The organism is Roseibium polysiphoniae (assembly GCF_014842925.1).
GTDB lineage: Bacteria > Pseudomonadota > Alphaproteobacteria > Rhizobiales > Stappiaceae > Roseibium > Roseibium polysiphoniae.
On record NZ_JACYXJ010000007.1, the window covers coordinates 301,693 to 325,349 of the forward strand.

21 protein-coding genes are annotated in these 23,657 nt (G+C 58.9%); 6 read left to right on the top strand and 15 right to left on the bottom strand.

The genetic code is table 11. From position 1 onward, the window contains the following. Positions 1-2: 2 nt before the first annotated feature. The 9 genes from IG617_RS19670 to IG617_RS19710 all read right to left on the bottom strand — a co-directional run bounded on the left by IG617_RS19670 (position 3) and on the right by IG617_RS19710 (position 9,511). Positions 3-2,516, bottom strand: coding sequence for a sensor histidine kinase (locus IG617_RS19670; protein WP_209008625.1), 2,514 nt, complete (start codon positions 2,514-2,516; stop codon positions 3-5). 227 nt (positions 2,517-2,743) lie between these two features. Further along, positions 2,744-4,132, bottom strand: a complete 1,389-nt coding sequence (gene ahcY, locus IG617_RS19675; protein ID WP_192110934.1) for an adenosylhomocysteinase — start codon at positions 4,130-4,132, stop codon at positions 2,744-2,746. 226 nt (positions 4,133-4,358) lie between these two features. Further along, on the bottom strand, positions 4,359-4,865 hold the full coding sequence (locus IG617_RS19680; RefSeq protein ID WP_192110935.1) for a hypothetical protein: 507 nt from the start codon (positions 4,863-4,865) through the stop codon (positions 4,359-4,361). Continuing rightward, positions 4,862-5,542 (bottom strand): SatD family protein, encoded by a 681-nt coding sequence (locus tag IG617_RS19685; RefSeq protein WP_192110936.1) that lies wholly within the window; start codon positions 5,540-5,542, stop codon positions 4,862-4,864. The genes IG617_RS19680 and IG617_RS19685 overlap by 4 nt, the downstream gene beginning before the upstream one ends. Before the next feature lie 165 nt (positions 5,543-5,707). Continuing rightward, a complete protein-coding gene (locus tag IG617_RS19690; RefSeq protein ID WP_192110937.1) occupies positions 5,708-5,989 on the bottom strand; it encodes an HPr family phosphocarrier protein in 282 nt (93 codons plus the stop codon). A gap of 16 nt (positions 5,990-6,005) precedes the next feature. Then, positions 6,006-6,410, bottom strand: a complete 405-nt coding sequence (locus IG617_RS19695) for a PTS sugar transporter subunit IIA (protein ID WP_153770425.1) — start codon at positions 6,408-6,410, stop codon at positions 6,006-6,008. Between the two features lie 109 nt (positions 6,411-6,519). After that, complete coding sequence (locus IG617_RS19700; RefSeq protein ID WP_192110938.1) at positions 6,520-6,987, bottom strand: HPr kinase/phosphorylase; 468 nt, start codon at positions 6,985-6,987, stop codon at positions 6,520-6,522. Then, positions 6,984-8,801, bottom strand: a complete 1,818-nt coding sequence (locus tag IG617_RS19705) for a sensor histidine kinase (protein WP_192110939.1) — start codon at positions 8,799-8,801, stop codon at positions 6,984-6,986. Before IG617_RS19705 ends, IG617_RS19700 begins: the two co-directional genes overlap by 4 nt. Positions 8,802-8,812: 11 nt before the next feature. Then, the gene (locus IG617_RS19710) at positions 8,813-9,511 is read right to left on the bottom strand and encodes a response regulator transcription factor (protein WP_153770422.1); all 699 of its coding nucleotides are present in this window, start codon (positions 9,509-9,511) and stop codon (positions 8,813-8,815) included. Between the two features lie 565 nt (positions 9,512-10,076). Between IG617_RS19710 and IG617_RS19715 the strand changes: the two genes are divergently transcribed. From IG617_RS19715 to IG617_RS19735, 5 genes are all read left to right on the top strand, one after another. Next, the gene (locus IG617_RS19715) at positions 10,077-11,687 is read left to right on the top strand and encodes a phosphoenolpyruvate carboxykinase (RefSeq protein WP_192110940.1); all 1,611 of its coding nucleotides are present in this window, start codon (positions 10,077-10,079) and stop codon (positions 11,685-11,687) included. 132 nt (positions 11,688-11,819) lie between these two features. Further along, positions 11,820-12,167, top strand: a complete 348-nt coding sequence (locus IG617_RS19720) for an XdhC family protein (RefSeq protein ID WP_192110941.1) — start codon at positions 11,820-11,822, stop codon at positions 12,165-12,167. Between the two features lie 27 nt (positions 12,168-12,194). Continuing rightward, entirely contained in the window at positions 12,195-12,893 is a 699-nt protein-coding gene (locus IG617_RS19725) for an XdhC family protein (RefSeq protein ID WP_192110942.1), read from the top strand. Further along, positions 12,890-14,509: an NTP transferase domain-containing protein gene (locus IG617_RS19730; protein WP_192110943.1), complete on the top strand. Its 1,620-nt coding sequence runs from the start codon at positions 12,890-12,892 to the stop codon at positions 14,507-14,509. Before IG617_RS19725 ends, IG617_RS19730 begins: the two co-directional genes overlap by 4 nt. Before the next feature lie 295 nt (positions 14,510-14,804). After that, positions 14,805-15,011, top strand: coding sequence for a hypothetical protein (locus IG617_RS19735; RefSeq protein ID WP_192110944.1), 207 nt, complete (start codon positions 14,805-14,807; stop codon positions 15,009-15,011). A 137-nt stretch (positions 15,012-15,148) separates the two neighbouring features. Here the strand turns inward: IG617_RS19735 and IG617_RS19740 are convergent, their stop codons facing one another. The 6 genes from IG617_RS19740 to IG617_RS19765 form a co-directional block, all read right to left on the bottom strand. After that, positions 15,149-15,556, bottom strand: coding sequence for a F0F1 ATP synthase subunit epsilon (locus tag IG617_RS19740; protein ID WP_153770414.1), 408 nt, complete (start codon positions 15,554-15,556; stop codon positions 15,149-15,151). A 97-nt stretch (positions 15,557-15,653) separates the two neighbouring features. Then, entirely contained in the window at positions 15,654-17,078 is a 1,425-nt protein-coding gene (atpD, locus tag IG617_RS19745; protein ID WP_153770413.1) for a F0F1 ATP synthase subunit beta, read from the bottom strand. A 20-nt stretch (positions 17,079-17,098) separates the two neighbouring features. Next, a complete protein-coding gene (locus IG617_RS19750; protein WP_192110945.1) occupies positions 17,099-17,983 on the bottom strand; it encodes a F0F1 ATP synthase subunit gamma in 885 nt (294 codons plus the stop codon). A 32-nt stretch (positions 17,984-18,015) separates the two neighbouring features. Next, on the bottom strand, positions 18,016-19,545 hold the full coding sequence (gene atpA, locus IG617_RS19755; RefSeq protein WP_153770411.1) for a F0F1 ATP synthase subunit alpha: 1,530 nt from the start codon (positions 19,543-19,545) through the stop codon (positions 18,016-18,018). Beyond that, complete coding sequence (locus tag IG617_RS19760; protein WP_153770410.1) at positions 19,545-20,105, bottom strand: F0F1 ATP synthase subunit delta; 561 nt, start codon at positions 20,103-20,105, stop codon at positions 19,545-19,547. The genes atpA and IG617_RS19760 overlap by 1 nt, the downstream gene beginning before the upstream one ends. A gap of 395 nt (positions 20,106-20,500) precedes the next feature. After that, positions 20,501-22,675 (bottom strand): primosomal protein N', encoded by a 2,175-nt coding sequence (locus IG617_RS19765; protein WP_209008652.1) that lies wholly within the window; start codon positions 22,673-22,675, stop codon positions 20,501-20,503. Positions 22,676-22,971: 296 nt separating this feature from the next. Between IG617_RS19765 and fsa the strand changes: the two genes are divergently transcribed. Continuing rightward, entirely contained in the window at positions 22,972-23,625 is a 654-nt protein-coding gene (gene fsa / locus IG617_RS19770) for a fructose-6-phosphate aldolase (protein WP_192110947.1), read from the top strand. Positions 23,626-23,657: the final 32 nt, after the last annotated feature.

Sequence of the window (23,657 nt, forward strand, 5' to 3'; positions counted from 1 at the left end):
TTCTATTCAGCGGCAATGCGGCCGGTCGCCTTGGGTGAGGCCGGAAATGTACAGGTAACGATCGTACCGCGGCCCTCGGACGATTCAATCTCGACCTTGCCACCGTGGAGCTCCACGAAACTCTTGACGATCGCGAGACCCAGCCCTGCGCCCTGGCGGCGCGAACCGGCGTCGTGACCAACGAAGCGATTGAATACCTGGGTAATCACATCGGCTGGAATGCCGCATCCGTTGTCCTCGACAACGAAGACGACCTTTTCATCTTCGCGGCTGCAGCTGACACTGATCGTGCCCTCTTCATCGGAGTAGCGCACCGCGTTCGAGATAAGGTTGAACAGGATCTGGCGAAGCCGCTTCTCGTCGGCGAACATTGTCCCGATATCGGCAGGCACATCTGTCTGGAGCGAAATCCGTGCCTCGGCAATGCGATCCTTCAGGCCCTCGATGGCCGCATCCACCGTAGCAGCGACGTTCACCTCGGAAATGTCGAGCTGCATGATGCCCGCATCGAGGGTCGCAAGATCCAGAATATCGTCAATAATCAGGAGAAGTTCGGCGGAAGAGGAACGGATGTAGGCGGCGTACTCGCCCTGTTTCGCGGAGAGTTCGCCAAACTTCGGATTGGACAGGAGTTGCGCGAAGCCGATGATGTTGGTCAGTGGCGAACGCAGCTCGTAAGACACATGCTGAATGAAGGCGTTCTTCAGCTGATCGGTTTGCTCGAGCGCTTCATTCTTCTCGACCAGTGCCCGTTCCACGTTGACGCTGTCCGTGACGTCGACAAATGTCACCAGCGTGCCGCCGTCAGGCAGCGGCACCGTGGCATAGTCCAGAACCGTGCCGTCATGCCGCTCCATGCGGCTGGCTGCCTGCATGCGGTTGTCAACGAGGCCCGTAACGCTGCCCGAAAGCTGCTCCCATGCTACGCGCTCATCTTCGACAAGGGCGCAGGCTTCGACGACATCATTGACGTGTGGCACACCTTCAAGCTGGTCTTCGCGCAGGCCCCAGATGCGGCCAAAGGCCGGGTTCCAGAGGCGCAGACGGCCATCGGAGCCGAACACGGCAACTGCCTCGGAGAGATTGTCGAGGGTTTCACCCTGAACGCGGGCGAGCGCGTTGTAACGGCTCTCCAGATCCAGCTGCTCGGTGACATTCTCGTAGATATAAGTGACGCCGCCGTGGGGATGCGGGTTGGCAATGACCCGCAGGGTGCGCCCATCGGGCAGATGCCACCAGCTTTCGCGCGCCTCGAGAGACTGGTAGCTCTCCTGCATCTTCTTGCGCCAGCCACGATAGTCGGCCTGCTCGGGAATTTTGCGCGCCGCACGAAGGGCATCCAGAAGTGCACCGTCCTCGGGATGACTTTCAAGAAAGCTCGGATCGAGATCCCAGAGCTGTCGGAAGGCGGCATTGTAGAATTGAAGCTTGCGTTCGCCGCTGAAGATCGCGACCGCGGTTTGAAGCTGGTCAAGCGTCCTGCCGTGAAACTCCTCGGCGCGGTCGAGTTCCTTGCGGACTTGCTCCAACTCGCTGCTGTCGACGGCAACGCCCGCGCTGCCGACATTCGAGGAGACATCGGTGACTTCGAAAATCCGCCGCTCGCCGGCGGCCACGATCGGCATGCGTGAGCGAAAGCAGCCATCCTCATCGCGATCACGCATCATCGCGTCGCTTGCCGCGGCGTCGAGGAATGCGGCACCATCGCGAATGGCGGACGCAGCATCAGCAGCCTCAACCGCTTGGGCATAGGCCTTGTTGGCCCAGATTACCGCGCCTTCTGCGTCCCGCTGCCAGGCCGGTGCCGGCATGGCGTTCAACAGGGCATGCAGCATGTGCAGTTCGCCAGAAATACGTGCGTTGCGCGCAGCCAGCTCGGCCTGCATCTGACGTTCACCGGTGAGATCGCGCAGACGCAAGACAACGGCGCCACCTGTGGTGCGCCCTGCCGCCTCGACGTAAGAGCCGATCCCAGTCTTCAGCGTGGTCGAGAAGGCTTCGCCGGTCTTGAAAAGCGTATCCAGGCTGCGTTCCAGGTCCGCTGCGCATTTGGCCGAGAGCCATGAACCGAAGGCGAGCAGTTGCGCCGGTGCACGTGGTACGCCGGACGCTTCAGATAGAACACCCCAAACCTGAGGCACCGCGCCATTTCCAGTCCAGACGATGACACGTTGCTCGTCCGTGTTGAGCATCGTCTCCAGGCGATCAAGTTTCAGATTGAGGTCGCCATTTTCGCGCGTCAGGCGATCGGCAATGCGTGCGGACTGTCGCTGCTGACGAACAAAGGCGATTGCGGCTGTCACGGCAAACGCGCAGACGCCACCCAGGGCGCCCAGCCAGACCATGCTGTCAGGGTTGATGCCCTGCTCGGAAATCTCGAGAAGTTCGGCAGATTTGGATGGGACCCTGCTGATCATCAAGGCGGCAAAGCTGACGCTGGTCAGCTTGACTGTCGCCCGAATCCTTTCTCGCCACGTCGCACCATTACGCGCGCCGTCAAAGCCGATAACCGGCATTTCATGATCCCCTTACGCCGCCTGCATCCCCGGGTGCCCGGTTCAAATCAGAAGCTTGAGCCTCTTGGCTACTGATTCGCTAAAACCATAACCTTTTTGGGAATCGCGAAGAAGAGTCTCTTGATGAAAAGTTAACGGGATCCCTCGAATTGAAGAATCCCGTTAACACTTTTCGCAGGGACGTTTTCCGCTCCGATTCTACATGTAGTAGATCGAGCTGGAAAAAATCAGTATTTGTAGTGTTCAGCCTTGAATGGACCTGTCTTGTTAATCCCCAGATATTGGGACTGCTCATCAGACAGCTCAGTCAGGGTGACATTAAGCTTCTCGAGGTGCAGGCGCGCGACCTTTTCGTCGAGGTGCTTGGGCAGAACGTAAACTTCGTTCTGGTACTGCTCGCCCTTGGACCAGAGTTCGATCTGCGCCAGAACCTGGTTGGTGAAGCTGGCGGACATGACGAAGCTCGGGTGCCCGGTCGCGTTGCCGAGGTTCACCAGACGACCCTGGGAGAGCAGGATCATGCGCTTGCCATCCGGGAACTCATACATGTCGACCTGGTCCTTGACCGGACGGCATTTGGTGTTCTTGAGGGCCGCGACCTGAATCTCATTGTCGAAGTGGCCGATGTTGCAGACGATCGCCATGTCCTTCATGCCACGCATGTGGTCGAAGGTGATGATGTCCTTGTTACCGGTCGCTGTGACGTAGATATCGCCTTCAGGCAGGGCCTGTTCGATTGTCTTGACCTCATAGCCGTCCATGGACGCCTGCAAGGCACAGATCGGATCGATTTCGGTGACGATCACACGCGCGCCGGCACCGGCCAGAGACTGCGCAGAGCCCTTGCCGACATCGCCGTAACCACAGACAACGGCAACCTTGCCAGACATCATGACGTCGGTACCACGGCGGATGCCGTCGACCAGGGATTCACGGCAGCCGTAGCGGTTGTCGAATTTCGACTTGGTGACGCTGTCGTTGACGTTGATCGCCGGGAACGGCAGTTGGCCGCCCTTCTGCATTTCGTAAAGACGCAGAACGCCGGTGGTGGTCTCTTCGGAAACGCCCTTGATGAGGCTCTTCTGCTTTGTGAACCAGCCCGGGTTTGCTGCCATGCGCTTCTTGATCTGGGCGAAGAGAACTTCTTCTTCTTCAGATCCCGGATTGTCGAGAAGGCCGGTTTCACCGGCTTCAACGCGTGCACCGATGAGGATGTACATGGTGGCATCGCCGCCATCATCCAGGATCATGTTGGCGCCGTCGTCGAAGTCAAAAATCTTGTCAGCGTAGTCCCAGTATTCTTCCAGGGTTTCGCCCTTGACGGCAAAAACCGGAACACCGGAAGCCGCGATGGCAGCAGCGGCCTGATCCTGTGTCGAATAGATGTTGCAGGACGCCCAGCGCACTTCTGCCCCGAGAGCGACAAGCGTCTCGATCAGAACGGCAGTCTGGATCGTCATATGCAGGGAACCGGCGATACGAGCGCCCTTCAGCGGCTTGCTCTCGCCGAATTCCTCGCGGCAGGCCATCAGGCCCGGCATTTCGTGTTCGGCGATTTCGATTTCGGTCCGGCCCCAATCGGCGAGCCCGATGTCCTTGACGATATAGTCGTTCATGAAAACGTCCTGAGTGCTTCGCCTTGCACCTCGCAAGGCCAGATGATGGGGATACGCTCACAAGGATCGCAGCCGCCTCTTGGAGACAGCGCGCCTCCCATTCGTAACAGCGCGTGTTATAGCGCGCGGTCGCGACTCTATCAATGAAAGATATAAAGATTTCTTTATATCAATTCTTCAATTTTCAGACATCCGCTGGCCAAACCCTCCGGGTCAGCTTTTCCGCTCACTTCAGCAAGGCCGCCGGAAACAGTCCGAAGCCGACGGACTGATCATAGAGGAGCAGCGCAACCGAGGTCGCGACCGCCCAAAGAACACTGGCAAGCGAGCCAATCAGGAAATACTCGGCGTTCAACTTGGTATCCAGTTCCTGATACCGCGCAACCGTCTTGAGCGCGATGACCGCCACCAGGACCTCCCACTTGCCCAACACGAGACCAGTCACGATGAGCAGACGCTCCAGAACGCCAATGACGCGCCCCGCCTTGAGCTCGCGCATTTCTGCGTCCGCTCTTCCACCCTGCACTTGGTGTTGATCCGAGGGAATTGCGGCAACCGGCGTGACAGATGTCTCACCTTCCTGAGTAGCAGGCAGCGCCGTCTTCGGTGTTGGCACAAGTTCATCAACCGCGCGGTCGATGACCCATTTGGTGAAGAGGTTTCCAATGATCCAGATCAGTGGAACGAAGAGGGCATATCCAACACCGATCAAGACCGCGTCTGATGTGCTCATGAACTTTGCCTCTCTGTGGCCGACCCACCTTCCACTTTGAGGAATGCCCTTATCGCTTCAGTTTGACGGTCGTATAAATTGAAGCGCGCCAGCACCAGCACGTTATAGACCGTTCGCGCACTGACATTATGGCGCGCAGCGATGTCTTTTACGCTTTCTCCGTCAAGAACCCGGGGGATCAGATAGGCACGCTGCGTTGACGTCCAGCCTTCCTCGATATCGGTCAGGGACGCGCCGATCGCCTCCAGGAGCGGAGCACAGCGCTGATCTTCCAGGAAAGAAAATCGATAGGCGTTTGGGTCTGCCTTGTCCTCAAGGCGCGCGCGCGCCTCCGCCAGACCATCGGCCATCATGTTCCAGGCCCGATCCGGATTGACCGGCGTTTGCAGGTCGACCTGCCCAACAACGAACCGGCAGAAGACGTCCTGCTTCAAGAGTGTCAGGCGCATGTCATGCGCGATCTCGAAAGCTGATGAAAAATCCGCCGCGAGCCCCTGAAACTCGTCTCCCAGAGTGATGGTCAGCGGAGAGCGCAGCTGGTTTTTGTATTTTGCGTTGATCGCATCGACCGCCGCATTGAAGCGACGGTGTAACTCTTGGCGAGATTCAGCCTCTTCGCTTGCGACCAAGTCCCCCATGACGACGATCAAGGGATGCTCAAAATGTGCTTCACTCATGATCGGCGTCCCCGTGCACGACACGCCGACAAGAGTTCAGCGTACCGAAATAGATTCATTTTCTTAAAATGAACCTATAGAGATTCAATTTCAATTGCTGCATCAAATACGATTCAATTTTATGATTTGATTGAAAAGCGATTCACAGCGCTCATCGCGCGGACTTCAATCTCTTTCGCCGAACCCGTCTTCGACCAGCTCTGTGATTGCTGTCATGGCATTGTCTGCGTCTGCTCCGGTCACTGCCACATGGATGCAGCATCCCGGGCTCGCGGCCAGCATCATCAGACCCATGATCGAGGTTCCGCCGACCGTCTGGCCGTCCTTGGAAACCTTCACGTCCGCCTCAAAGGTTTCGACCAGTTTTACGAGTTTCGCGGAGGCACGTGCATGCAGCCCGCGCTGATTGACGATGGTCAGATCTTTTTCCAGCGACGCCGTCGTCATCTTCTCAGTCTGCCCTTCAATTCTGACCGGACAGAACCTGGCTTGCGACCGAGATATACTTCTGACCTGCCTGCCGCGCTTCGTCGACAGCTTCCGCGAGGGAGCGATCGGAGCGTACGCTGGCCAGCTTGATCAGCATGGGGAGATTGACACCCGCGACAACCTCGACCGACTTTCCGTCCATGACAGAGATCGCAAGGTTGGAAGGTGTGCCGCCGAACATGTCCGTCAACAGAACCACACCATCGCCTGAGTTGGCAGACTCAACGGCCGACAGAATGTCTTGCCGACGCTGCTCCATATCGTCATCCGGACCGATGCAAATCGTTTCAACGTGATCTTGCGGGCCAACCACATGTTCCAGGGCTGACTTGAACTCCTCCGCGAGGCGTCCATGGGTTACGAGTACAAGTCCAATCATGAGCTGCTCGACCTGAATGCCTTTCCGGGATCACTTTCGCGACCGTTACACGTTCGCTGCACTCTCGACAACCACTCCGCCAGTTGCAAGTAAAATTCCACGCAAAGCCTCACAGGTAGTCCGGCCCGTTGGGGAAAAGCTGCCTCAAGGCCCACCGCACACGGCTGAGGGCCGCTACAGTGTTGTCGCTGGCCACTTGCAAAGCCGGAACAGAAATTCCCTCAAGAACCACATCGGCCAGCGGCTGAACGGGCAAGCGCTCTATCTCTTTTTCAGGCAGCAGATCGATCACCATGCGCACGACCGCTTCCGGCTCAAAAGGCGCCGACTGAAGGCCGAGACCGCGCACTTCGATCAGGCCTTGCAGAGGCTCAGGTGCAGAGGCAACGACCTGGGCCCCGCGATCTTCCAGGCAGGAGCGGTCATCACTGACCAGCGCCGAGAAGCTACCCCGCATTCTTGCCGCCTCGATCATGGCATCGGCGAGGGCCGACTTGCCGCTGCCGGAAAGGCCCCGGATCAGAACACCATGCGGGCCGATCACAACACAGCCGGCGTGAACCGTCGCAGTGCTCATTGCGCGTTGCTCGCCGGGAACTCAATCTTGAAGCGCGCGCCAACCACTCTGGTTTCGCCGCTTTCCGCATCGGTCTCCTGGCGGTTCTCCGCCTGGATCTGACCGCCATGGGCCTCGATGATTTGCCGGGAAATCGACAAGCCAAGGCCGGAGTTGTTGCCGAAGCCCTCGCCGTCCGGGCGATCGGTGTAGAAGCGCTCAAAAATCCGGTCGGTGTTCTCGGCCCGAATGCCCGGCCCGTCATCATCGACAACAATCAATATGTCCTTGCCCTGACGCGAAAGGCCAATCCGCACCGCCCCGTCCTCAGCAGAGAATGAACGGGCATTGTCGAGGAGGTTGCTGAACACCTGGCCCAGGCGAATGTCGTGTCCAAGCACCTGGTAGGTCTTGTTGCCCGGAGCATCGGAAATCGTCAGCAGAATTTCCGCGCTGTCATCGTCCGCTCGCTGGTTGGCCTCTTCTGCGATGTTGCGCAGAAGGACGGCCAGATCGATGGGCTCGGCCTGGGCACGCGCCAGTTCCGCATCAAGTCTAGAAGCATCCGAAATATCGGAGATCAGACGATCAAGACGCCGGACGTCATGCTGGATCACCTCCAGAAGCCGCTCGCGCGACCGCTCATTCTTTGCCAAGGGCAAGGTTTCAACAGCACTTCTGAGCGATGTCAGAGGGTTTTTCAGCTCATGAGCAACATCGGCTGCAAATTGCTCGATTGCGTCGATCTTGTTGTAAAGCGCGTTGGTCATGTCGCGGAAGGCGCGGGCAAGGTGGCCGATCTCATCCTGGCGATCGGCAAATTCGGGGATTTCCTGCCGCGACGTGGACCCTTTCCGCACCCGCTCGGCCGCTGCGGCCAGCCGGCGAACCGGTCCGGCAATGGTTCCGGCAAGCAGGATCGACAAGAGCGTGGTGACGGTCGCTGCCACAAGAAAGACGCGCACGATGGCGATGCGCTCGGCGCGCACAATGGCATCGATATCGCCGCCCTGGGTGGAGAGCAGCAGCGTGCCAAGCACCGCCCTGAAGCGCTGAATCGGCACAGCGACGGAAACGATCAGCTCGCCGCGCTGGGACACGCGCACCACACTGGCCGGCGAACCGGCAAGGGCAGCCTCCACTTCTGGATAGGCGCGGCCATCTCCGCCGCCAAGCTCCTGATAGACCGGCAGATCGCCGCGCCGCAGCCAGAGCTTCATCGACTGCCAGAGGGTGTTCAGCATGCCCTCTTCTTCAGCCGTGGGCGGCGGCAGATCGAACCGGAGTATCTGTGCGCTCGAATAAAGGTGCCGGGAGTCGAGGATCAGGATCCCTTCAGGATCATAAATCCGGGCCCGGGTCTTCGTGGGAGAAATCAGCCGCCTAAGAACAGGTCCGACCCGCTCCGGATTGACCGGAAAGTCCAGGGTGTCCAGATCATCGCCGCCGGGTGCAATGCTCTCGCCCGCCTGCAATTGCAGCAGACGCTCCGGATCCACGGTGATCGCCCCGGTGTCGACGGTCGCGGAGGCGGCAATGGCGCCGGAGATGATTTCCCCCTGTGTCAGAAGACTCTGGACACGGGCATCGATCAGCCCGGCACGAAACTGGTTCAAATAGAGAATGCCGATGACCAGCGCGACAAGACCGACGAGATTGATCGCAACGATCCGCCGGGTCAGCGACGACAGGAAATAGGTGCCGAAGATCTTGCCGAACCGGGCAAGCAAACGGCGCCGGAGACGCTTGTTGCCCAGCCGGCGCAATTGCGAGCGCTCGGGCACGCCGGTCTGTCCGGGCTCCAACCCTTCTGCCATCTCGCGGTCATTTGTCATGCGGCAGGTCTTCAGACCTCCCTGAATCTGTATCCAACACCATAGAGGGTTTCGATCATGTCGAAGTCGTCGTCAACAACCTTGAACTTCTTGCGCAGTCTTTTGATGTGGCTGTCGATGGTTCGGTCATCTACATAGACCTGGTCGTCATAGGCTGCATCCATGAGCGCGTTGCGGCTCTTGACGACGCCCGGGCGTTGCGCCAGGGCAGACAGAATGAGGAACTCCGTGACCGTCAGCGTGACCGGCTTGTTGTTCCAGGTGCAGGTGTGGCGCTCCTGATCCATCAGCAACTGGCCACGTTCGAGCAGCTTGTCGGCGTCTTCACGTGGCGCTGACGCATCCTTGGGCTGAGCACGGCGCAGAACGGCTCTTACCCGCTCCACAAGAAGGCGTTGAGAGAAAGGTTTGCGGATAAAGTCGTCGGCGCCCATCTTGAGCCCGAACAACTCATCGATCTCGTCATCCTTCGAGGTGAGGAAAATCACCGGGATATCACTGGTCTGACGGAGACGGCGCAACAACTCCATGCCATCCATACGCGGCATCTTGATATCGAAGATTGCCAGTTCAGGCGGATCGCTCTGAAGCCCATCCAGCGCCGACGTGCCGTCGGTATAGGTCTGTACTCGATAGCCTTCCGATTCCAGCGCAATAGAAACCGAAGTCAGAATGTTACGGTCGTCGTCGACCAACGCAATAGTCGGCATGAGCGGGTCCAGGTTCCTTTGTAAATCTGCCCGTCGGTCTGCATGACAGGCAGTGTTCTTAATTGCTGATCTTAGCCTATGCCTCGGAAAATGCGCGGAAATTAAGGCGCTGTCCATGTGGCGTCCCCCGCAGGTGGGCACTTTGCCGCCAAGGTTCCAGTCATGCCGACAGATTTAGCAGGCAATGCGACGGCAATCCGGCTTCGAATGGTTTTGGAACTGCCAGTCTACTCACAGGGAGCCGGTTTCACTTCTTTCGTTTTGAGGGCTCATTCGAAATTTATGGAAGATTTATCGAAATACTTAACGCGCAACGGCTGAGGCCTCGCAGCATTCGACGCCGCTCATTGAATAGAAGCTCTAGCAACCTCATTAATTTGACATCCGAATTAATTAACAAATCGACGCAATCTCTATTTAATCGATTGAATATTGAAATCGATCCTTTGTCTGGCTTGTTGGAATTACCTTGATCTACTAGGTTCCGACCTCCAACGGATACCGCAGCGTGACATTACGCCGTATCAGTGTTTGGGACCCTCAAGATCACAAGGACCGCGGGATCATGAAAGAAGTAGGTGTTAGGAACGCCGCCAACGGTGTCGAGACTTTCGGACTGACAGGTCTGACGTCCGTCTATTGGAACCAGAGCGAACCTGCACTTTACGAGTATGCGATCTCTCGAGGCGAGGCGGAGATCGCCGCCAATGGTCCATTGGTCGCCGACACGGGCATCCACACTGGCCGCTCACCGAAAGACAAGTTCGTTGTCCGCGACGCCCAGACCTCCGACACGGTCTGGTGGGACAACAATGCCGAGATGAGCCCGGAGCATTTCGAAGTGCTCCTGTCGGACTTTCGCAAGCACGCCGAAGGCATGGATCTCTTCGCGCAAGACCTTTATGGCGGCGCCGAAAAAGCCTATCAGCTGCCAGTGCGCGTCTTCACTGAATACGCTTGGCACTCCTTGTTCATCCGCAACATGCTGCTGCGTCCGGGCGCCGACGAATTGGCGACCTTCTCTCCAGACATGACCATCATCGACCTGCCGAGCTTCAAGGCGGATCCAGCCCGCCACGGCTGCCGCAGCGAGACAGTGATTGCCTGCGACCTGAGCCGCAAGATCGTTCTGATCGGCGGTACTTCCTACGCAGGCGAGATGAAAAAATCGGTCTTCACTTTCCTGAACTACCTGCTGCCGCCGCAGGGCGTTATGTCGATGCATTGCTCCGCGAATGTCGGCGATGCTGGCGACACGGCGGTCTTCTTCGGCCTGTCTGGCACAGGCAAGACCACCCTTTCGGCAGATCCCTCGCGCACACTGATCGGTGATGACGAGCATGGTTGGGGCAAGACGGGCATCTTCAACTTCGAAGGTGGCTGCTACGCCAAGACGATCAAGTTGTCGGCCGAGGCAGAGCCCGAGATTTTCTCGACAACGCAAAGGTTCGGAACCGTTCTGGAAAATGTCGTTCTCGACGACAACCGGGTTCCCGATTTCAATGACGGCTCGAAGACGGAAAACACCCGCGCAGCCTACCCGATCCACTTCATCTCCAACGCCAGCGACACAGGAACGGCACCGAAGCCGCAGACGATCATCATGCTGACGGCTGATGCATTCGGGGTCATGCCTCCGATTGCCAAGCTGACGCCAGCCGAAGCGATGTACCACTTCCTGTCTGGCTATACGGCCAAAGTTGCTGGAACCGAAAAGGGTGTAACCGAACCGCAAGCGACATTCTCGACCTGCTTCGGCGCGCCGTTCATTCCCCGGCATCCGTCAGAATATGGCAATCTGCTGCGTGACCTGATCGCGGAGCACAATGTCGACTGCTGGCTGGTCAACACAGGCTGGACCGGTGGTGCTTATGGCGTCGGCGAGCGTATGCCCATCAAGGCGACCCGCTCGTTGTTGCGCGCCGCTCTCGACGGGTCTCTGAAGTCCGCCGAATTCCGCACGGATGCAAACTTCGGTTTCGCCGTTCCCATGAGCGTCGAGGGTGTCGACAGTGCGATCCTCGATCCGCGCAGCACATGGGCGGACAAGAACGCCTATGACGTTCAGGCCGCAAAACTCGTGCAGATGTTTATCGACAACTTCGAAACCTTCGAAGAGCATGTCGACGGCTCTGTTCTGGCGGCTGCCCCTGCCCTGCGTGCTGCCGCCGAATAGACCAGTGACATAACGCTTTGCCGTCTCAAATGGCGCGCCAGCACCGGGCGCGCCATTTTAATTTGTGCGCGGATGTCTTCCTTGCCCGTCAGTTCTGCTTATATTCATCAGGCAATGGAGAGGAGGCCACGCATGACTTCTGACAGCACGACGACGCCACTGGATATTCTGGCGACAGCAGAAGACTGGAAGGCCTCCGGGCGGAATGTCGCCTTGGCAACCGTTGTTGAAACCTGGGGCTCGGCGCCAAGGCCCGTCGGCTCCCACCTCGTGATCGACGATCAGGGAAACTTCGAGGGATCCGTATCCGGCGGCTGCGTTGAGGGTGCTGTTGTTTCCGAAGCCATCGACGTCATCGATAGCGGAAAGCCGACAGTGCTTGAATTTGGGGTCGCAGATGAAACCGCCTGGCAGGTGGGCCTGTCCTGCGGAGGGCGCATCCGCGTCTATGTCGAACCGGTCGGACCTTCCGCCGCCTGAAATTGCCGTCTGCATGAAGGTCTTCTGATGGATTTTTCCCTTCTCACCGCCCTCAACAAGGAACGTTCCGAGCGGCGGGCCGCCGTCCTGGTGACCGACATCGGCACAGGTGCCCAACGCCTGATCCTGCGGAGCGCTGATACTTCTGCCGATCCGTTGCACGAAGAGCTCCAGCGCCGTTTTCGCTCCGGCAAATCAGGAATGGTTGAGTTGGATGACGGCACTTCGGCCTTTCTGACCGTCAATGTTCCGCCGCCACGGCTTGTGATCATCGGCGCCGTTCATATTTCCCAGGCACTGGTGCCCATGGCGGAAATCGCCGGGTTTGATGTAACCGTTGTCGATCCGCGCACCGCCTTTGCCACGGAAGAGCGTTTTCCCGGCGGAACCCTCAAGGCCGAATGGCCGGAGGATGTTCTCAAGAGCACACCACTTGACCCCTATACCGCGGTCGCCGCCGTCACCCATGACCCGAAGATCGACGACATTCCCCTGATCGAGGCACTGAAATCCGAGTGTTTCTATGTCGGCGCCCTTGGCAGCTGGAAGACCCACGGCAAACGCGTCGAACGGTTCAAGGCAGCTGGTCTCAGCGATGCGCAGATCGGCCGCATCGACGCTCCGATTGGCCTTGATATCGGTGCGGCGTCTCCGGCGGAAATTGCGGTTGCCGTTCTGGCCAACATCATCTTCGCGTTGCGCAAGGAGGCAGGTGGCCTCCAATGATCTTTGGGCCCGTCCCGACGCGCGATGCCATCGGCTGCATTCTCGCACATAGCACCAAACTGCCGTCGGCGACCTACAAGAAGGGGCGTGTGCTGGATGCTCAGGACGTTGCCGCGCTGACAGCTGCCGGCGTTGAGGAGATCGTTGTCGCGCAGCTTTCGCCTGACGATGTCGGTGAGGATGTAGCCGCCGCGCGCATCGCCGCGGCCTGTAACGGCGGCCACCTGTCGAGTGACACGCCCTTCACCGGCCGGGTCAATCTTCATGCGGAGGCGAGCGGGCTCCTGATCGTCGACGCATCTGCGATCAATCAGATGAACCGGATCGACCCGGCCATCACCATCGCCACGCTCCCGGCCTATGAGAAGGTCGCTGAGGGCCGCATGGTCGCCACTGCAAAGATCATCCCCTTCGCAGTGCCAGGCGATCTCATTGCGCAGGCGGAGGCAACCATCCGCGGCGGGCTGCGAATAGCTCCCTTCGGGAGCCGGAAGATCGGGCTGGTTGCGACCAAACTGGACCACCTGAAGCCCGCAACCATGGATAAAACCCGACGGGTCCTGGAGCACCGGCTAAGTGCGAGCAACAGCCAGATTATTGGCGAGGAACGGGTTGCGCACACTGCCGAGGCCGTCGCCGAGGCCATGAACCGTCTGCAGGCAAGTGGTGCGGATCTGCTCGTTCTCTTCGGTGCGTCCGCGGTTGTGGACCGGCAGGACGTCCTTCCGCGGGCCATCGAGGAGGCCGGAGGAAGCGTGACCTATTTCGGAATGCCGGTAGATCCGGGCAATCTGCTGCTCCTTGGGGACTATCAGGGCGTGCCGGTGATCGGGGCTCCCGGGTGCGCGCGCAGCCCGAAGGAAAACGGTTTCGACTGGATCCTCGATCGGCTTCTTGCGGGGATCGTGGTTCGCCCAGAAGACATTTCCGGGCTTGGCGTTGGAGGTTTGCTGATGGAAATCGGATCACGTCCCCAGCCACGGGAGAAGACGGAACACAGCAAGAGCCCGAAAGTTGGCGCGATTGTTCTTGCTGCGGGCAAATCAAGCCGCATGGGACCGCGCAACAAGCTCCTTGAGACCGTCAACGGATTGCCGCTGGTGGCTCATGCGGCGGGAGCGGCGTCCCGGGCGGGCATTGACCAAACGGTTGTGATTACGGGCCACATGGCGCACGCGATTGCCAAATGCCTCGACGAAATGGACGTCACACTCACGCATAATCCCGATTATGCAGACGGGATGGCCGGATCCATCCGGGCTGGTGTCGCGGCGCTCGCGCCGGACATCGATGCCGCCATCATTCTCCTTGGCGACATGCCTGGTATCGATTCCCAGATTATCCAGAACATGATCGCGGCCTATACTGATGATCCATCGACTTTGATTGTGGCCGCGAGTGCCAGTGGGAAAAGGGGCAATCCCGTCCTGTGGGACAAACGTTTCTTCCCGGATCTCATGAAACTGCACGGCGATATCGGCGCGCGGCATATCATTGCCGAGAACAACCACCTGCTCCGCGAGATCGACATCGGCGACGCTGCACGGATTGATTTGGACACACCGGAAGCACTTGCTTCGTATCGCCAGGCTCCCGATCCTGTAAACAAATCGTAAATACGATTGAAAAATAACAAGAATAAAGACAAATCAGCGCAGTTGTGGGAGCGCATCTTAACTACCCAAGTAGTTATGCGCAATTTGCAGGCCTCCCATGTGCGGTTTCGTATTGCATTTTTGTGACGCCGGACTTATCTATCTCCTGCGTTTGCTCTCAGGGCTCTTAGAGTCCGGTCATTCATTGTCCCGAGCAGGGCGTACATCCGTTAAACGACACTCGCTGTTCGGATCCAGGTTCTGGATGCTCGAGCGCCTTTGTCGCGTCTATAGAACTATAAAAGAGGAAAATCCAATGAGTGACTTGAGCCTCCCGCGTCCAGGATGCTGCAAATGGGCAGAAGGCGATTCCGGTAGCTATACGTTTCCGTGCTCCAACCGTGTCGAGCCGGGCGTTTCCTATTGCGATGACCACCGTTCGATCGTCTACATTCCGCCGGAAGAGCGCCGCCGGAACCGTGGTGGTGGCATGAACACCTCGTTCAAGCGCATCGCTGCCTGATCAGTTGCGGCAGACGCAGCTCCGACATTTCAAACCCGGCTCCGGCCGGGTTTTTTCTTGCCCGGCGCGCCATAAAAAAACGCGACCCGAGGGCCGCGTTTTCAAGTCCCTCAAGAGGGAGGAATTTGTCAGCCGGATCAGGCGGCCTTGAGAGCCTCGGCAACGTCACGCAGGTGAGAGAGCGCCTGCTCTGCCTTCTGCTTCGCATCGTCACCCTTGGCGTCGGCAACGTCTTCTTCAGCGTTCTTGATCTGGGTTGCCAGATCATCGGCACTGATTTCGGACACTGGCGTTGCCTGTTCGGCAAGGATGGTCAGACCCGTGTTCGCAACATCGGCAAACCCGCCGCGTACGAAATACTCGTCCAACGTGCCACCTTCCTTGCGGACTTTCAGGATGCCCGGCTTGATGGTGGACATGAACGGGCTGTGGTTCTTCAGAACGCCAAACTCGCCTTCGGTTCCCGGCACGATGACCTCAAGAACCTGTTCGGACAGGAGCTGGCGCTCCGGCGAGACCAACTCGAACTGGAATAAGTCAGCCATTTGGCGTCTTCCTTGTCAGTCTTGTTTAGTCGACAGCCAAAATGGCCATCAAAGCGGCTGAACCGGGCACAGTGTCTGCGCCCGGTCCGAAAGAACGTTAGGCAGCTTCCGCAGCCAGCTTCTGAGCCTTTTCGATCGCTTCGTCCATAGAGCCGACCATGTAGAAGGCAGCTTCTGGAAGATGATCGTACTCGCCGTCGACGAGGCCCTTGAAGCCCTTGATGGTGTCTTCCAGAGCAACGAGCTTGCCCGGAGAACCAGTGAAGACTTCAGCAACGAAGAACGGTTGGGACAGGAAGCGCTCGATCTTACGAGCACGTGCCACGGTCAGCTTATCTTCTTCGGACAGCTCGTCCATGCCGAGGATGGCGATGATGTCCTGGAGCGCCTTGTAACGCTGCAGGGTCACCTGAACCGCACGGGCCGTATTGTAGTGTTCTTCGCCGATGATGTTGGCGCTGAGCATACGGGACGTGGAGTCGAGCGGATCCACAGCCGGGTAGATGCCCTTTTCCGCGATCGAGCGGTTCAGAACCGTCGTTGCATCCAAGTGAGCAAAGGTCGAAGCAGGCGCCGGATCGGTCAAGTCATCGGCAGGCACGTAAACGGCCTGAACAGACGTGATCGAACCCTTGTGCGTGGTCGTGATCCGCTCCTGCATGGCGCCCATGTCGGTGGCCAGTGTCGGCTGATAGCCCACAGCAGACGGGATACGGCCGAGAAGTGCGGACACTTCGGAACCAGCCTGGGTAAAGCGGAAGATGTTGTCCACGAAGAACAGAACGTCCTGGCCCTTGTCGCGGAAATCTTCAGCGATGGTCAGACCGGTCAGCGCAACACGGGCACGGGCTCCGGGAGGCTCGTTCATCTGGCCGTAAACCAGGGCTGCCTTGGAGCCTTCTCCGCCGCCTTCCTTGTTCACGCCGGATTCGATCATTTCCCAGTAAAGATCGTTACCTTCACGGGTCCGCTCACCAACACCGGCGAAAACGGAGTAACCGCCGTGCGCCTTAGCGATGTTGTTGATCAGTTCCATGATCAGAACGGTCTTGCCAACGCCGGCGCCGCCGAACAGGCCGATCTTACCACCCTTTGCATAAGGCGCGAGAAGGTCAACGACCTTGATGCCCGTCACAAGGATTTCAGCTTCGGTGGACTGCTCGATGAATTCCGGAGCTTCCTGGTGGATCGCACGCTTGGCGTCGTGCTTGATCTCTCCGCCTTCATCAACCGGCTCGCCGATCACGTTCATGATCCGGCCCAGGGTGCCATCGCCAACGGGAACCTCAATAGCTGAGCCCGTGTCGACAACTTCCTGGCCGCGAACCAGACCCTCGGTGGAGTCCATCGCGATGGTGCGTACCGTGTTTTCGCCCAGGTGCTGAGCAACTTCGAGCACAAGACGGGTGCCCTGGTTGTCTGCTTCAAGAGCGTTCAGGATCAGCGGCAGGTGGTCATCGAACTTGACGTCGACAACGGCGCCGATGACCTGGGTGATCCGTCCGACCTTTTTGTCAGCCATATCCCTAATCCTCGATCCGATCAGAGCGCTTCAGCGCCCGAGATAATTTCAATCAATTCCGTCGTGATCTGTGCCTGGCGCTGACGGTTATAGCTGATCGTCAATTTGTCGATCATATCGCCAGCGTTGCGTGTCGCGTTGTCCATCGCGGACATACGGGCACCCTGCTCCGAAGCTGCGTTTTCAAGCAGCGCCCGGAAGACCTGAACGGAGATGTTGCGCGGAAGCAGATCCTCAAGGATCTCTGCCTCATCCGGCTCATACTCATAGACAGCTGCTGCTCCGCCTTCGCCGCCAGCAGCATCAGTCGGCAGGTCTGCCGGGATCAGCTGCTGAGCAGTCGGAACCTGCGCAATCACAGATTCGAACTTGGAGTAGAACAGTGTGCAGATATCGAATTCGCCGTCGGCATACATCGACAGCAACTCGGCGCCGATCTCGTCCGCATTGGAGAATGCAACATTCTTCATACCGCGCAGCTCAATCGTCTTGATGACGTATTGGCCAAGCTCGCGCTTGATGGCATCGAAGCCCTTCTTGCCGACGCAAAGGATTTTCACCGTCTTGCCTTCAGCAATGAGGCTGCGCGCCTTGTCGCGTGCGAGCTTTGCAATGTTCGAGTTGAAGCCGCCGCAAAGACCGCGTTCCGCCGTGGCAACAACCAGGAGATGGACCTGATCCTTGCCTGTACCGGACATCAGCTTCGGGGCGTCATCGCGGCCTTCAAAAGCAACCGCCAGATTGGCAAGCACCTGCTCCATGCGTTCCGCATAGGGCCGTGCAGCCTCCGCAGCTTCCTGAGCACGACGCAGTTTCGCCGCGGCCACCATTTGCATGGCCTTGGTGATTTTCTGCGTCGCCTTCACGGAAGCGATGCGGTTTCGTAAGTCCTTCAGGCTCGGCATGGCCGCCCCTGCTCCTTATCCCGGTTGCGTGATCAGGCGAAGTTCTTGGCGAACGCGTCGAGCGCAGCCTTGAGCTTTTCCGTCAGATCAGCGTCAAGCGCCTTCTTTTCCCAGATCGCGTCCAGGAGTTCCTTGTGCTCGCCGCGCATGAAGAGCAGCAGGCCTTCTTCGAAGTCACCGACACGATCAACCGCAATGTTGTCGAGGTAGCCGTTCACGCCAGCGTAAATGACCGCGACCTGTTCTTCCGTCTTGAGCGGCGAGAACTGAGGCTGCTTCAGCAGCTCGGTCAGACGCGCACCACGGTTCAGCAGGCGCTGGGTCGTGGCATCAAGGTCGGAACCGAACTGGGCGAAAGCGGCCATTTCACGATACTGGGCAAGTTCACCCTTAATCGGACCAGCAACCTGCTTCATCGCCTTGATCTGAGCGGAAGAGCCCACGCGGGAAACCGAGAGACCAACGTTCACGGCCGGGCGGATGCCCTGGTAGAACAGATCGGTTTCAAGGAAGATCTGACCATCGGTGATCGAGATCACGTTGGTCGGAATGAACGCGGAAACGTCGTTGCCCTGGGTTTCGATGACCGGCAGAGCGGTCAGGGAACCGGAACCGTTGTCTTCGTTCAGCTTCGCTGCACGCTCGAGCAGACGGGAGTGAAGGTAGAAAACGTCACCAGGGAAAGCTTCACGTCCTGGCGGACGACGAAGCAGCAGGGACATCTGACGGTAGGCCACGGCCTGCTTGGTCAGATCGTCATAACCGATCACGGCATGCATGGAGTTGTCGCGGAAGAATTCGCCCATCGCACAGCCGGCAAACGGCGCCAGGAACTGCAGCGGTGCTGCGTCCGATGCGGTTGCGGCGATGACGATGGAGTATTCCAGCGCGCCAGCGTCTTCCAGGGTCTTCACGAACTGAGCGACCGTGGAGCGCTTCTGACCGACAGCAACGTAGATGCAGTACAGCTTTGCATCTTCGTCGTCGCCTGCATGCAGAGGCTTCTGGTTCAGGAAGGTGTCGAGGATGATCGCGGTCTTACCGGTCTGACGGTCACCAATGACAAGCTCACGCTGTCCACGACCAACCGGGATCAGCGCATCAATTGCCTTGAGGCCGGTCTGCATCGGCTCGTGAACAGACTTACGCGGCAGAATGCCGGGAGCCTTGACGTCCACGCGGCGCTTTTCGGTTGCCTCGATCGGGCCCTTGCCGTCCAGCGGGTTGCCGAGCGGATCGACGACGCGGCCAAGCAGAGCCTTGCCGACCGGAACTTCAACGATGGCGCCGGTCCGCTTGACCGTGTCACCTTCTTTGATGCCGCGGTCAGAACCGAAGATAACGACACCAACGTTGTCGCTTTCCAGGTTCAGAGCCATGCCCCGGACGCCGCCCGGGAACTCGACCATTTCACCAGCCTGAACCTTGTCCAGACCATACACACGAGCAATACCGTCACCGACGGACAGCACCTGACCAACTTCAGAAACTTCGGCTTCCTGGCCGAAGCTCTTGATCTGGTCCTTGAGGATAGCGGAAATTTCCGCGGCCCGAATATCCATCAGCCGACCTCTTTCATCGCGAACTTGAGGGAATTGAGTTTGGTACGCAGCGACGTATCGATCATGCGGGAACCGACCTTGACCACAAGGCCACCGATCAGAGCAGGATCAACCTTCGCCGAGATATTTACGGACTTGCCCGAAGACGCCGAGAGCGCTTCTTTCAGGGCAGTAACCTGATCATCAGACAGCTCAGCTGCCGAGACGACCTCAGCCGTTTCCTCGCCGCGCTTTTCAGCCAGCAGGACCCGGAAGGCCTTGATCATGTCAGGGAGCACGAAGAGGCGCCGGTTGCGGGCCGCCAGCTTCACGAAGTTGCCGGCAAGGCCAGAGATCTGGGCCTTGTCGAGAAGTGCCGTGAGCGCATTAAGCTGCTCTTCAGCACTGAAAGCGGGGCTTTTCACGAGGCGGTCGAGATCAGAGCTTTCTGCGAGGAAGCCCTCGAAGTTGCCAAGATCGCGCTCCACATCGGCGGTCACACCAGTTTCCTCGGCCAAGTCGAGGAGGGCGGACGCATAACGCTTAGCCACGCCGGATACGAGAGATACGTTGTCAGTCACCAGGTCCGAGCTCTCTGACGCATTCCGAAGCCCTGCAAACCAGTATTGGAAGCAAGTCTTTGGAATAATTAGTGAATTCAGGGTCACAAGGTGATACGGCAGAACCGTTCCCCCTAAGCCGCGCCTCAATTAGCACAGGGTTTCGGCGTGTGCAACTTCGCCAAAAGGCGGTTCTTGCGGATTCCGTGGTGTTTTTTGCCAATGGCACCCGAAAACCCAGATCATTCAACGTTTAACCGGCTATGCCTTCTTTCGTATCGGTCAGCCGCCGGCAGCCGGAATTGCCGGTCTTGAAATGCGTAAGGCCGATGGAAGAAAGAGCACTTTCAAAGCCTCAACCTATTCCCCTGACGCCAAGCCTTATGTGCAGGAGGGAAACCGAATGGATCTAGCGGTCACAGAAAATGCTGCGGATCGATGTCGACCTGGACCCTCAGTCCCTTGGTGGCCTTGGGCACATTGGCCAGCCAGTGTCTGATATAGCCCTGGAGATCGAACTGGCGGGGCGCGATCAGAAGCAGGCGGAAGCGATAGCGGCCGCGCACCATTGCCAGCGCAGCCTCTGCCGGGCCCAGAAGCGTGACCGCCCCCTCGTTGGGCGCGGCCCGGACCAGCGCGCGGGCATATCCTTCCGCTGCCATCTTTTCAGGCCCTGAGATGACAAGCGCTGCAAGACGGCCGAAGGGCGGCAGGCCGGCAGCCCTGCGTGCTTCAATTTCTGCTGTGTAGAAGGCGTCCCGATCCTGGGACATCAAGGCCTTCAGCACCGGGTGATCCGGCGAATAGGTCTGCAGGAAGCCACGCCCTCCGCCGGTGACGCGCCCAGCGCGCCCCGTAACCTGCGCTAGGAGCTGGAAGGTCTTTTCCGCTGCACGAGGATCGCCATGGGCGAGCCCCAGATCCGCATCGATCACCCCGACCAGTTTCATTTTCGGGAAGTTGTGCCCCTTGGCGACAAGCTGTGTGCCAATGACAATATCTGCCCCTCCCTCTTCAACGACCTTCATCTCCCGGCGCAAACGCTCCGGTCCCCCCGGCAGGTCCGACGACAGGATGAGGGTGCGCGCCTGAGGGAAAAGGCTTTCGACCTCTTCGGCGATTCTTTCCACACCCGGCCCACAGGCCACGAGAGAATCGGTCGCATTGCATGACGGACAGGTCTTGGGAACCGTTTCCGAGTGACCGCAATGATGGCAGACCAGACGGTTCTGGAAGCGGTGCTCGACCAACCAGGCACTGCAGTGAGGACACTGAAACCGATGCCCGCAGGTCCGGCACAGCGTCAGGGGTGCATATCCACGTCGGTTCAAGAAGAGAAGCGACTGCCCACCATCGGCAAAGGTCTCTTTCATGGCCTCCAGCAGCTCAGGCGCGATCCAACGCCCCCTGTCCGGACCATTGTTGCGCATGTCGATGGCGCGAAGCTCGGGCAGAGCTGCGCCGGATGCCCGCTCGGGCAGCTCGAACCGGGTGTAGCGTCCAAGGTCCGCATTGACGCGGCTCTCCACTGAGGGCGTCGCGGAGGCCAGCACCACGGGAAAGCGGGACAGATGGCCGCGAACCACGGCCATATCGCGCGCATTGTAGGGAACCCTGTCGTCCTGCTTGAAAGCACCATCGTGCTCTTCATCGACGATGATTAGACCGAGATCGACGAACGGCAGAAACAGGGCCGAGCGCGCGCCTATCACGACGCGGACGTCCCCATTCGCGACGCCGCGCCAGGTCCTGCCCCGCTTTTTCGTCGTGATCTCCGAATGCCATTCGGCAGGATAGGTTCCGAAGCGTTGCTCGAAACGGCGCAAGAACTGTTCTGTCAGTGCGATCTCGGGCAGAAGAACCAGCGCCTGCTTGCCGCGTCTCAATGCTTCTGCGATGGCCTCAAAATAAACCTCCGTTTTGCCCGACCCGGTTACCCCATCGATCAGCGAGACAGCCGACCCCTGGTCGAAACTTGCGACCAGCCCGTCAGCGGCCACCTGCTGGGCGGGCATGAGCTTCGTCTCGGCAAAATCAACCTGAGGCATGGGCGGCGGCGGCGCGGCGGGCAGTGACACCACCTCCAGCACGTCCTGCTGCAACAAGCCGTCAATCACCGAAGCGCTGACACCGGCCGCATGGGCAAGGCCACTCTTGGTCCAGGCAAGACCTTCCTGCATGGTTTCCAGAACACGCTGGCGGGCAGGCGTCATCCTCTCGGGGGCCCGGCCCTCCAATTTCCGCACGCCCGGGACCGGCGGTTCTTCCTGAAGCGCCTCTTCCGACCTCAGGACCATGCGCAACACCATGCCCGGCGGCGAAAGCGTCCAGTTCGCCACCCAATCGACAAACCGGCGCAGCTCGTCATCAAGCGGCCTTGCCTTTTCAAACACGTGGCTGATGAGTTTCAGTTTTTTGGGATTGATCGCGGCGTCCGGCTCGCCATCCCAGACAGCGCCGAGCACTTCTCTGGGCCCGAGCGGCACCTTGACGATCGACCCGGGCACAACTGTGACCCCTTGCGGAACCCGATAGGTGTAAGCCCCGGGCACGGCCACCGGCACCAACACGCTCGCAATCGTTTCCTTCATCGCCGGATCGTCTTCAAACAGCACGCGCGTCTTCTTTCCAATGCCGGTTGCGGTGTCGCACAGAGTGGTCTTCCTCGGTCCCGGTCCGGCGAAACCGCTGATTTCCCGGACAGTCGACCTCCGAATGAGGTACGTACCCCAAAAAGAATCCCGTCAAATCGAATCAGGGGTTCTTCTGGACCTCATCCTACGGTAAAGAGACCGGGATCAGAGACTCAATCGCCGTCCGGTTCAACAATTGAAATACGGTCGGCGGCCCGTGCCTTTAACGGGCACACACCAGGGAGCACAAGCCCATGAAGTTTTTCGTCGACACCGCAGAGACCGCCGAGATCCAGGAACTGGCCGCCACCGGCCTGCTTGACGGCGTGACCACCAACCCGTCACTGATCGCCAAATCCGGCCGCGATTTCAAGGAAGTCATCGCCGAGATCTGCAAGATCACAGATGGCGATGTCTCCGCAGAGGTCGCTGCAACCGACTATGACGGGATGATGAGCGAAGCCGCCGAACTGGTGAAGATCGCCGACAATGTCGTCATCAAGCTGCCGCTTACCCTTGAAGGCCTCAAGGCCTGTAAAGCGCTGACGGAAAAGGGCCACAAGACAAATGTGACCCTCTGCTTCTCCGCCAACCAGGCGCTTCTGGCCGCCAAGGCCGGCGCCACCTACGTCTCGCCGTTCATCGGCCGTCTGGACGATATCAACGTCGACGGCATGGAGCTGATCCGCGAAATCCGCGTGATCTTCGACAACTACGGCTTCGACACCGAAATCCTCGCCGCCTCCATCCGCACAGCGAATCACGTCAAGGAATGTGCGCTGATCGGCGCAGATGTCGCGACTGTTCCGCCGGCAACACTCAAGGGTCTGGTCAAGCACCCGCTGACCGAGAAGGGCCTTGAAGCCTTCCTGTCAGATTGGGCGAAGACCGGCCAGAAGATCGTCTAAAGATCTTCTCGCAAACGAGACCAGCGGCCCGG

What these genes read in the sequence shown, in the direction of transcription:
- IG617_RS19700 (WP_192110938.1), bottom strand. Translation starts at nt 6,987, where the DNA reads ATGAGCACTGCGACGGTTCACGCCGGCTGTGTTGTGATCGGCCCGCAT.
- atpA (WP_153770411.1), bottom strand. Translation starts at nt 19,545, where the DNA reads ATGGATATTCGGGCCGCGGAAATTTCCGCTATCCTCAAGGACCAGATC.
- atpD (WP_153770413.1), bottom strand. Translation starts at nt 17,078, where the DNA reads ATGGCTGACAAAAAGGTCGGACGGATCACCCAGGTCATCGGCGCCGTT.
- IG617_RS19705 (WP_192110939.1), bottom strand. Translation starts at nt 8,801, where the DNA reads ATGACAAATGACCGCGAGATGGCAGAAGGGTTGGAGCCCGGACAGACC.
- IG617_RS19685 (WP_192110936.1), bottom strand. Translation starts at nt 5,542, where the DNA reads ATGAGTGAAGCACATTTTGAGCATCCCTTGATCGTCGTCATGGGGGAC.
- ahcY (WP_192110934.1), bottom strand. Translation starts at nt 4,132, where the DNA reads ATGAACGACTATATCGTCAAGGACATCGGGCTCGCCGATTGGGGCCGG.
- IG617_RS19690 (WP_192110937.1), bottom strand. Translation starts at nt 5,989, where the DNA reads ATGACGACGGCGTCGCTGGAAAAAGATCTGACCATCGTCAATCAGCGC.
- IG617_RS19765 (WP_209008652.1), bottom strand. Translation starts at nt 22,675, where the DNA reads ATGAAGGAAACGATTGCGAGCGTGTTGGTGCCGGTGGCCGTGCCCGGG.
- IG617_RS19730 (WP_192110943.1), top strand. Translation starts at nt 12,890, where the DNA reads ATGATCTTTGGGCCCGTCCCGACGCGCGATGCCATCGGCTGCATTCTC.
- IG617_RS19720 (WP_192110941.1), top strand. Translation starts at nt 11,820, where the DNA reads ATGACTTCTGACAGCACGACGACGCCACTGGATATTCTGGCGACAGCA.
- fsa (WP_192110947.1), top strand. Translation starts at nt 22,972, where the DNA reads ATGAAGTTTTTCGTCGACACCGCAGAGACCGCCGAGATCCAGGAACTG.
- IG617_RS19725 (WP_192110942.1), top strand. Translation starts at nt 12,195, where the DNA reads ATGGATTTTTCCCTTCTCACCGCCCTCAACAAGGAACGTTCCGAGCGG.
- IG617_RS19680 (WP_192110935.1), bottom strand. Translation starts at nt 4,865, where the DNA reads ATGAGCACATCAGACGCGGTCTTGATCGGTGTTGGATATGCCCTCTTC.
- IG617_RS19750 (WP_192110945.1), bottom strand. Translation starts at nt 17,983, where the DNA reads ATGCCGAGCCTGAAGGACTTACGAAACCGCATCGCTTCCGTGAAGGCG.
- IG617_RS19735 (WP_192110944.1), top strand. Translation starts at nt 14,805, where the DNA reads ATGAGTGACTTGAGCCTCCCGCGTCCAGGATGCTGCAAATGGGCAGAA.
- IG617_RS19710 (WP_153770422.1), bottom strand. Translation starts at nt 9,511, where the DNA reads ATGCCGACTATTGCGTTGGTCGACGACGACCGTAACATTCTGACTTCG.
- IG617_RS19695 (WP_153770425.1), bottom strand. Translation starts at nt 6,410, where the DNA reads ATGATTGGACTTGTACTCGTAACCCATGGACGCCTCGCGGAGGAGTTC.
- IG617_RS19670 (WP_209008625.1), bottom strand. Translation starts at nt 2,516, where the DNA reads ATGCCGGTTATCGGCTTTGACGGCGCGCGTAATGGTGCGACGTGGCGA.
- IG617_RS19715 (WP_192110940.1), top strand. Translation starts at nt 10,077, where the DNA reads ATGAAAGAAGTAGGTGTTAGGAACGCCGCCAACGGTGTCGAGACTTTC.
- IG617_RS19740 (WP_153770414.1), bottom strand. Translation starts at nt 15,556, where the DNA reads ATGGCTGACTTATTCCAGTTCGAGTTGGTCTCGCCGGAGCGCCAGCTC.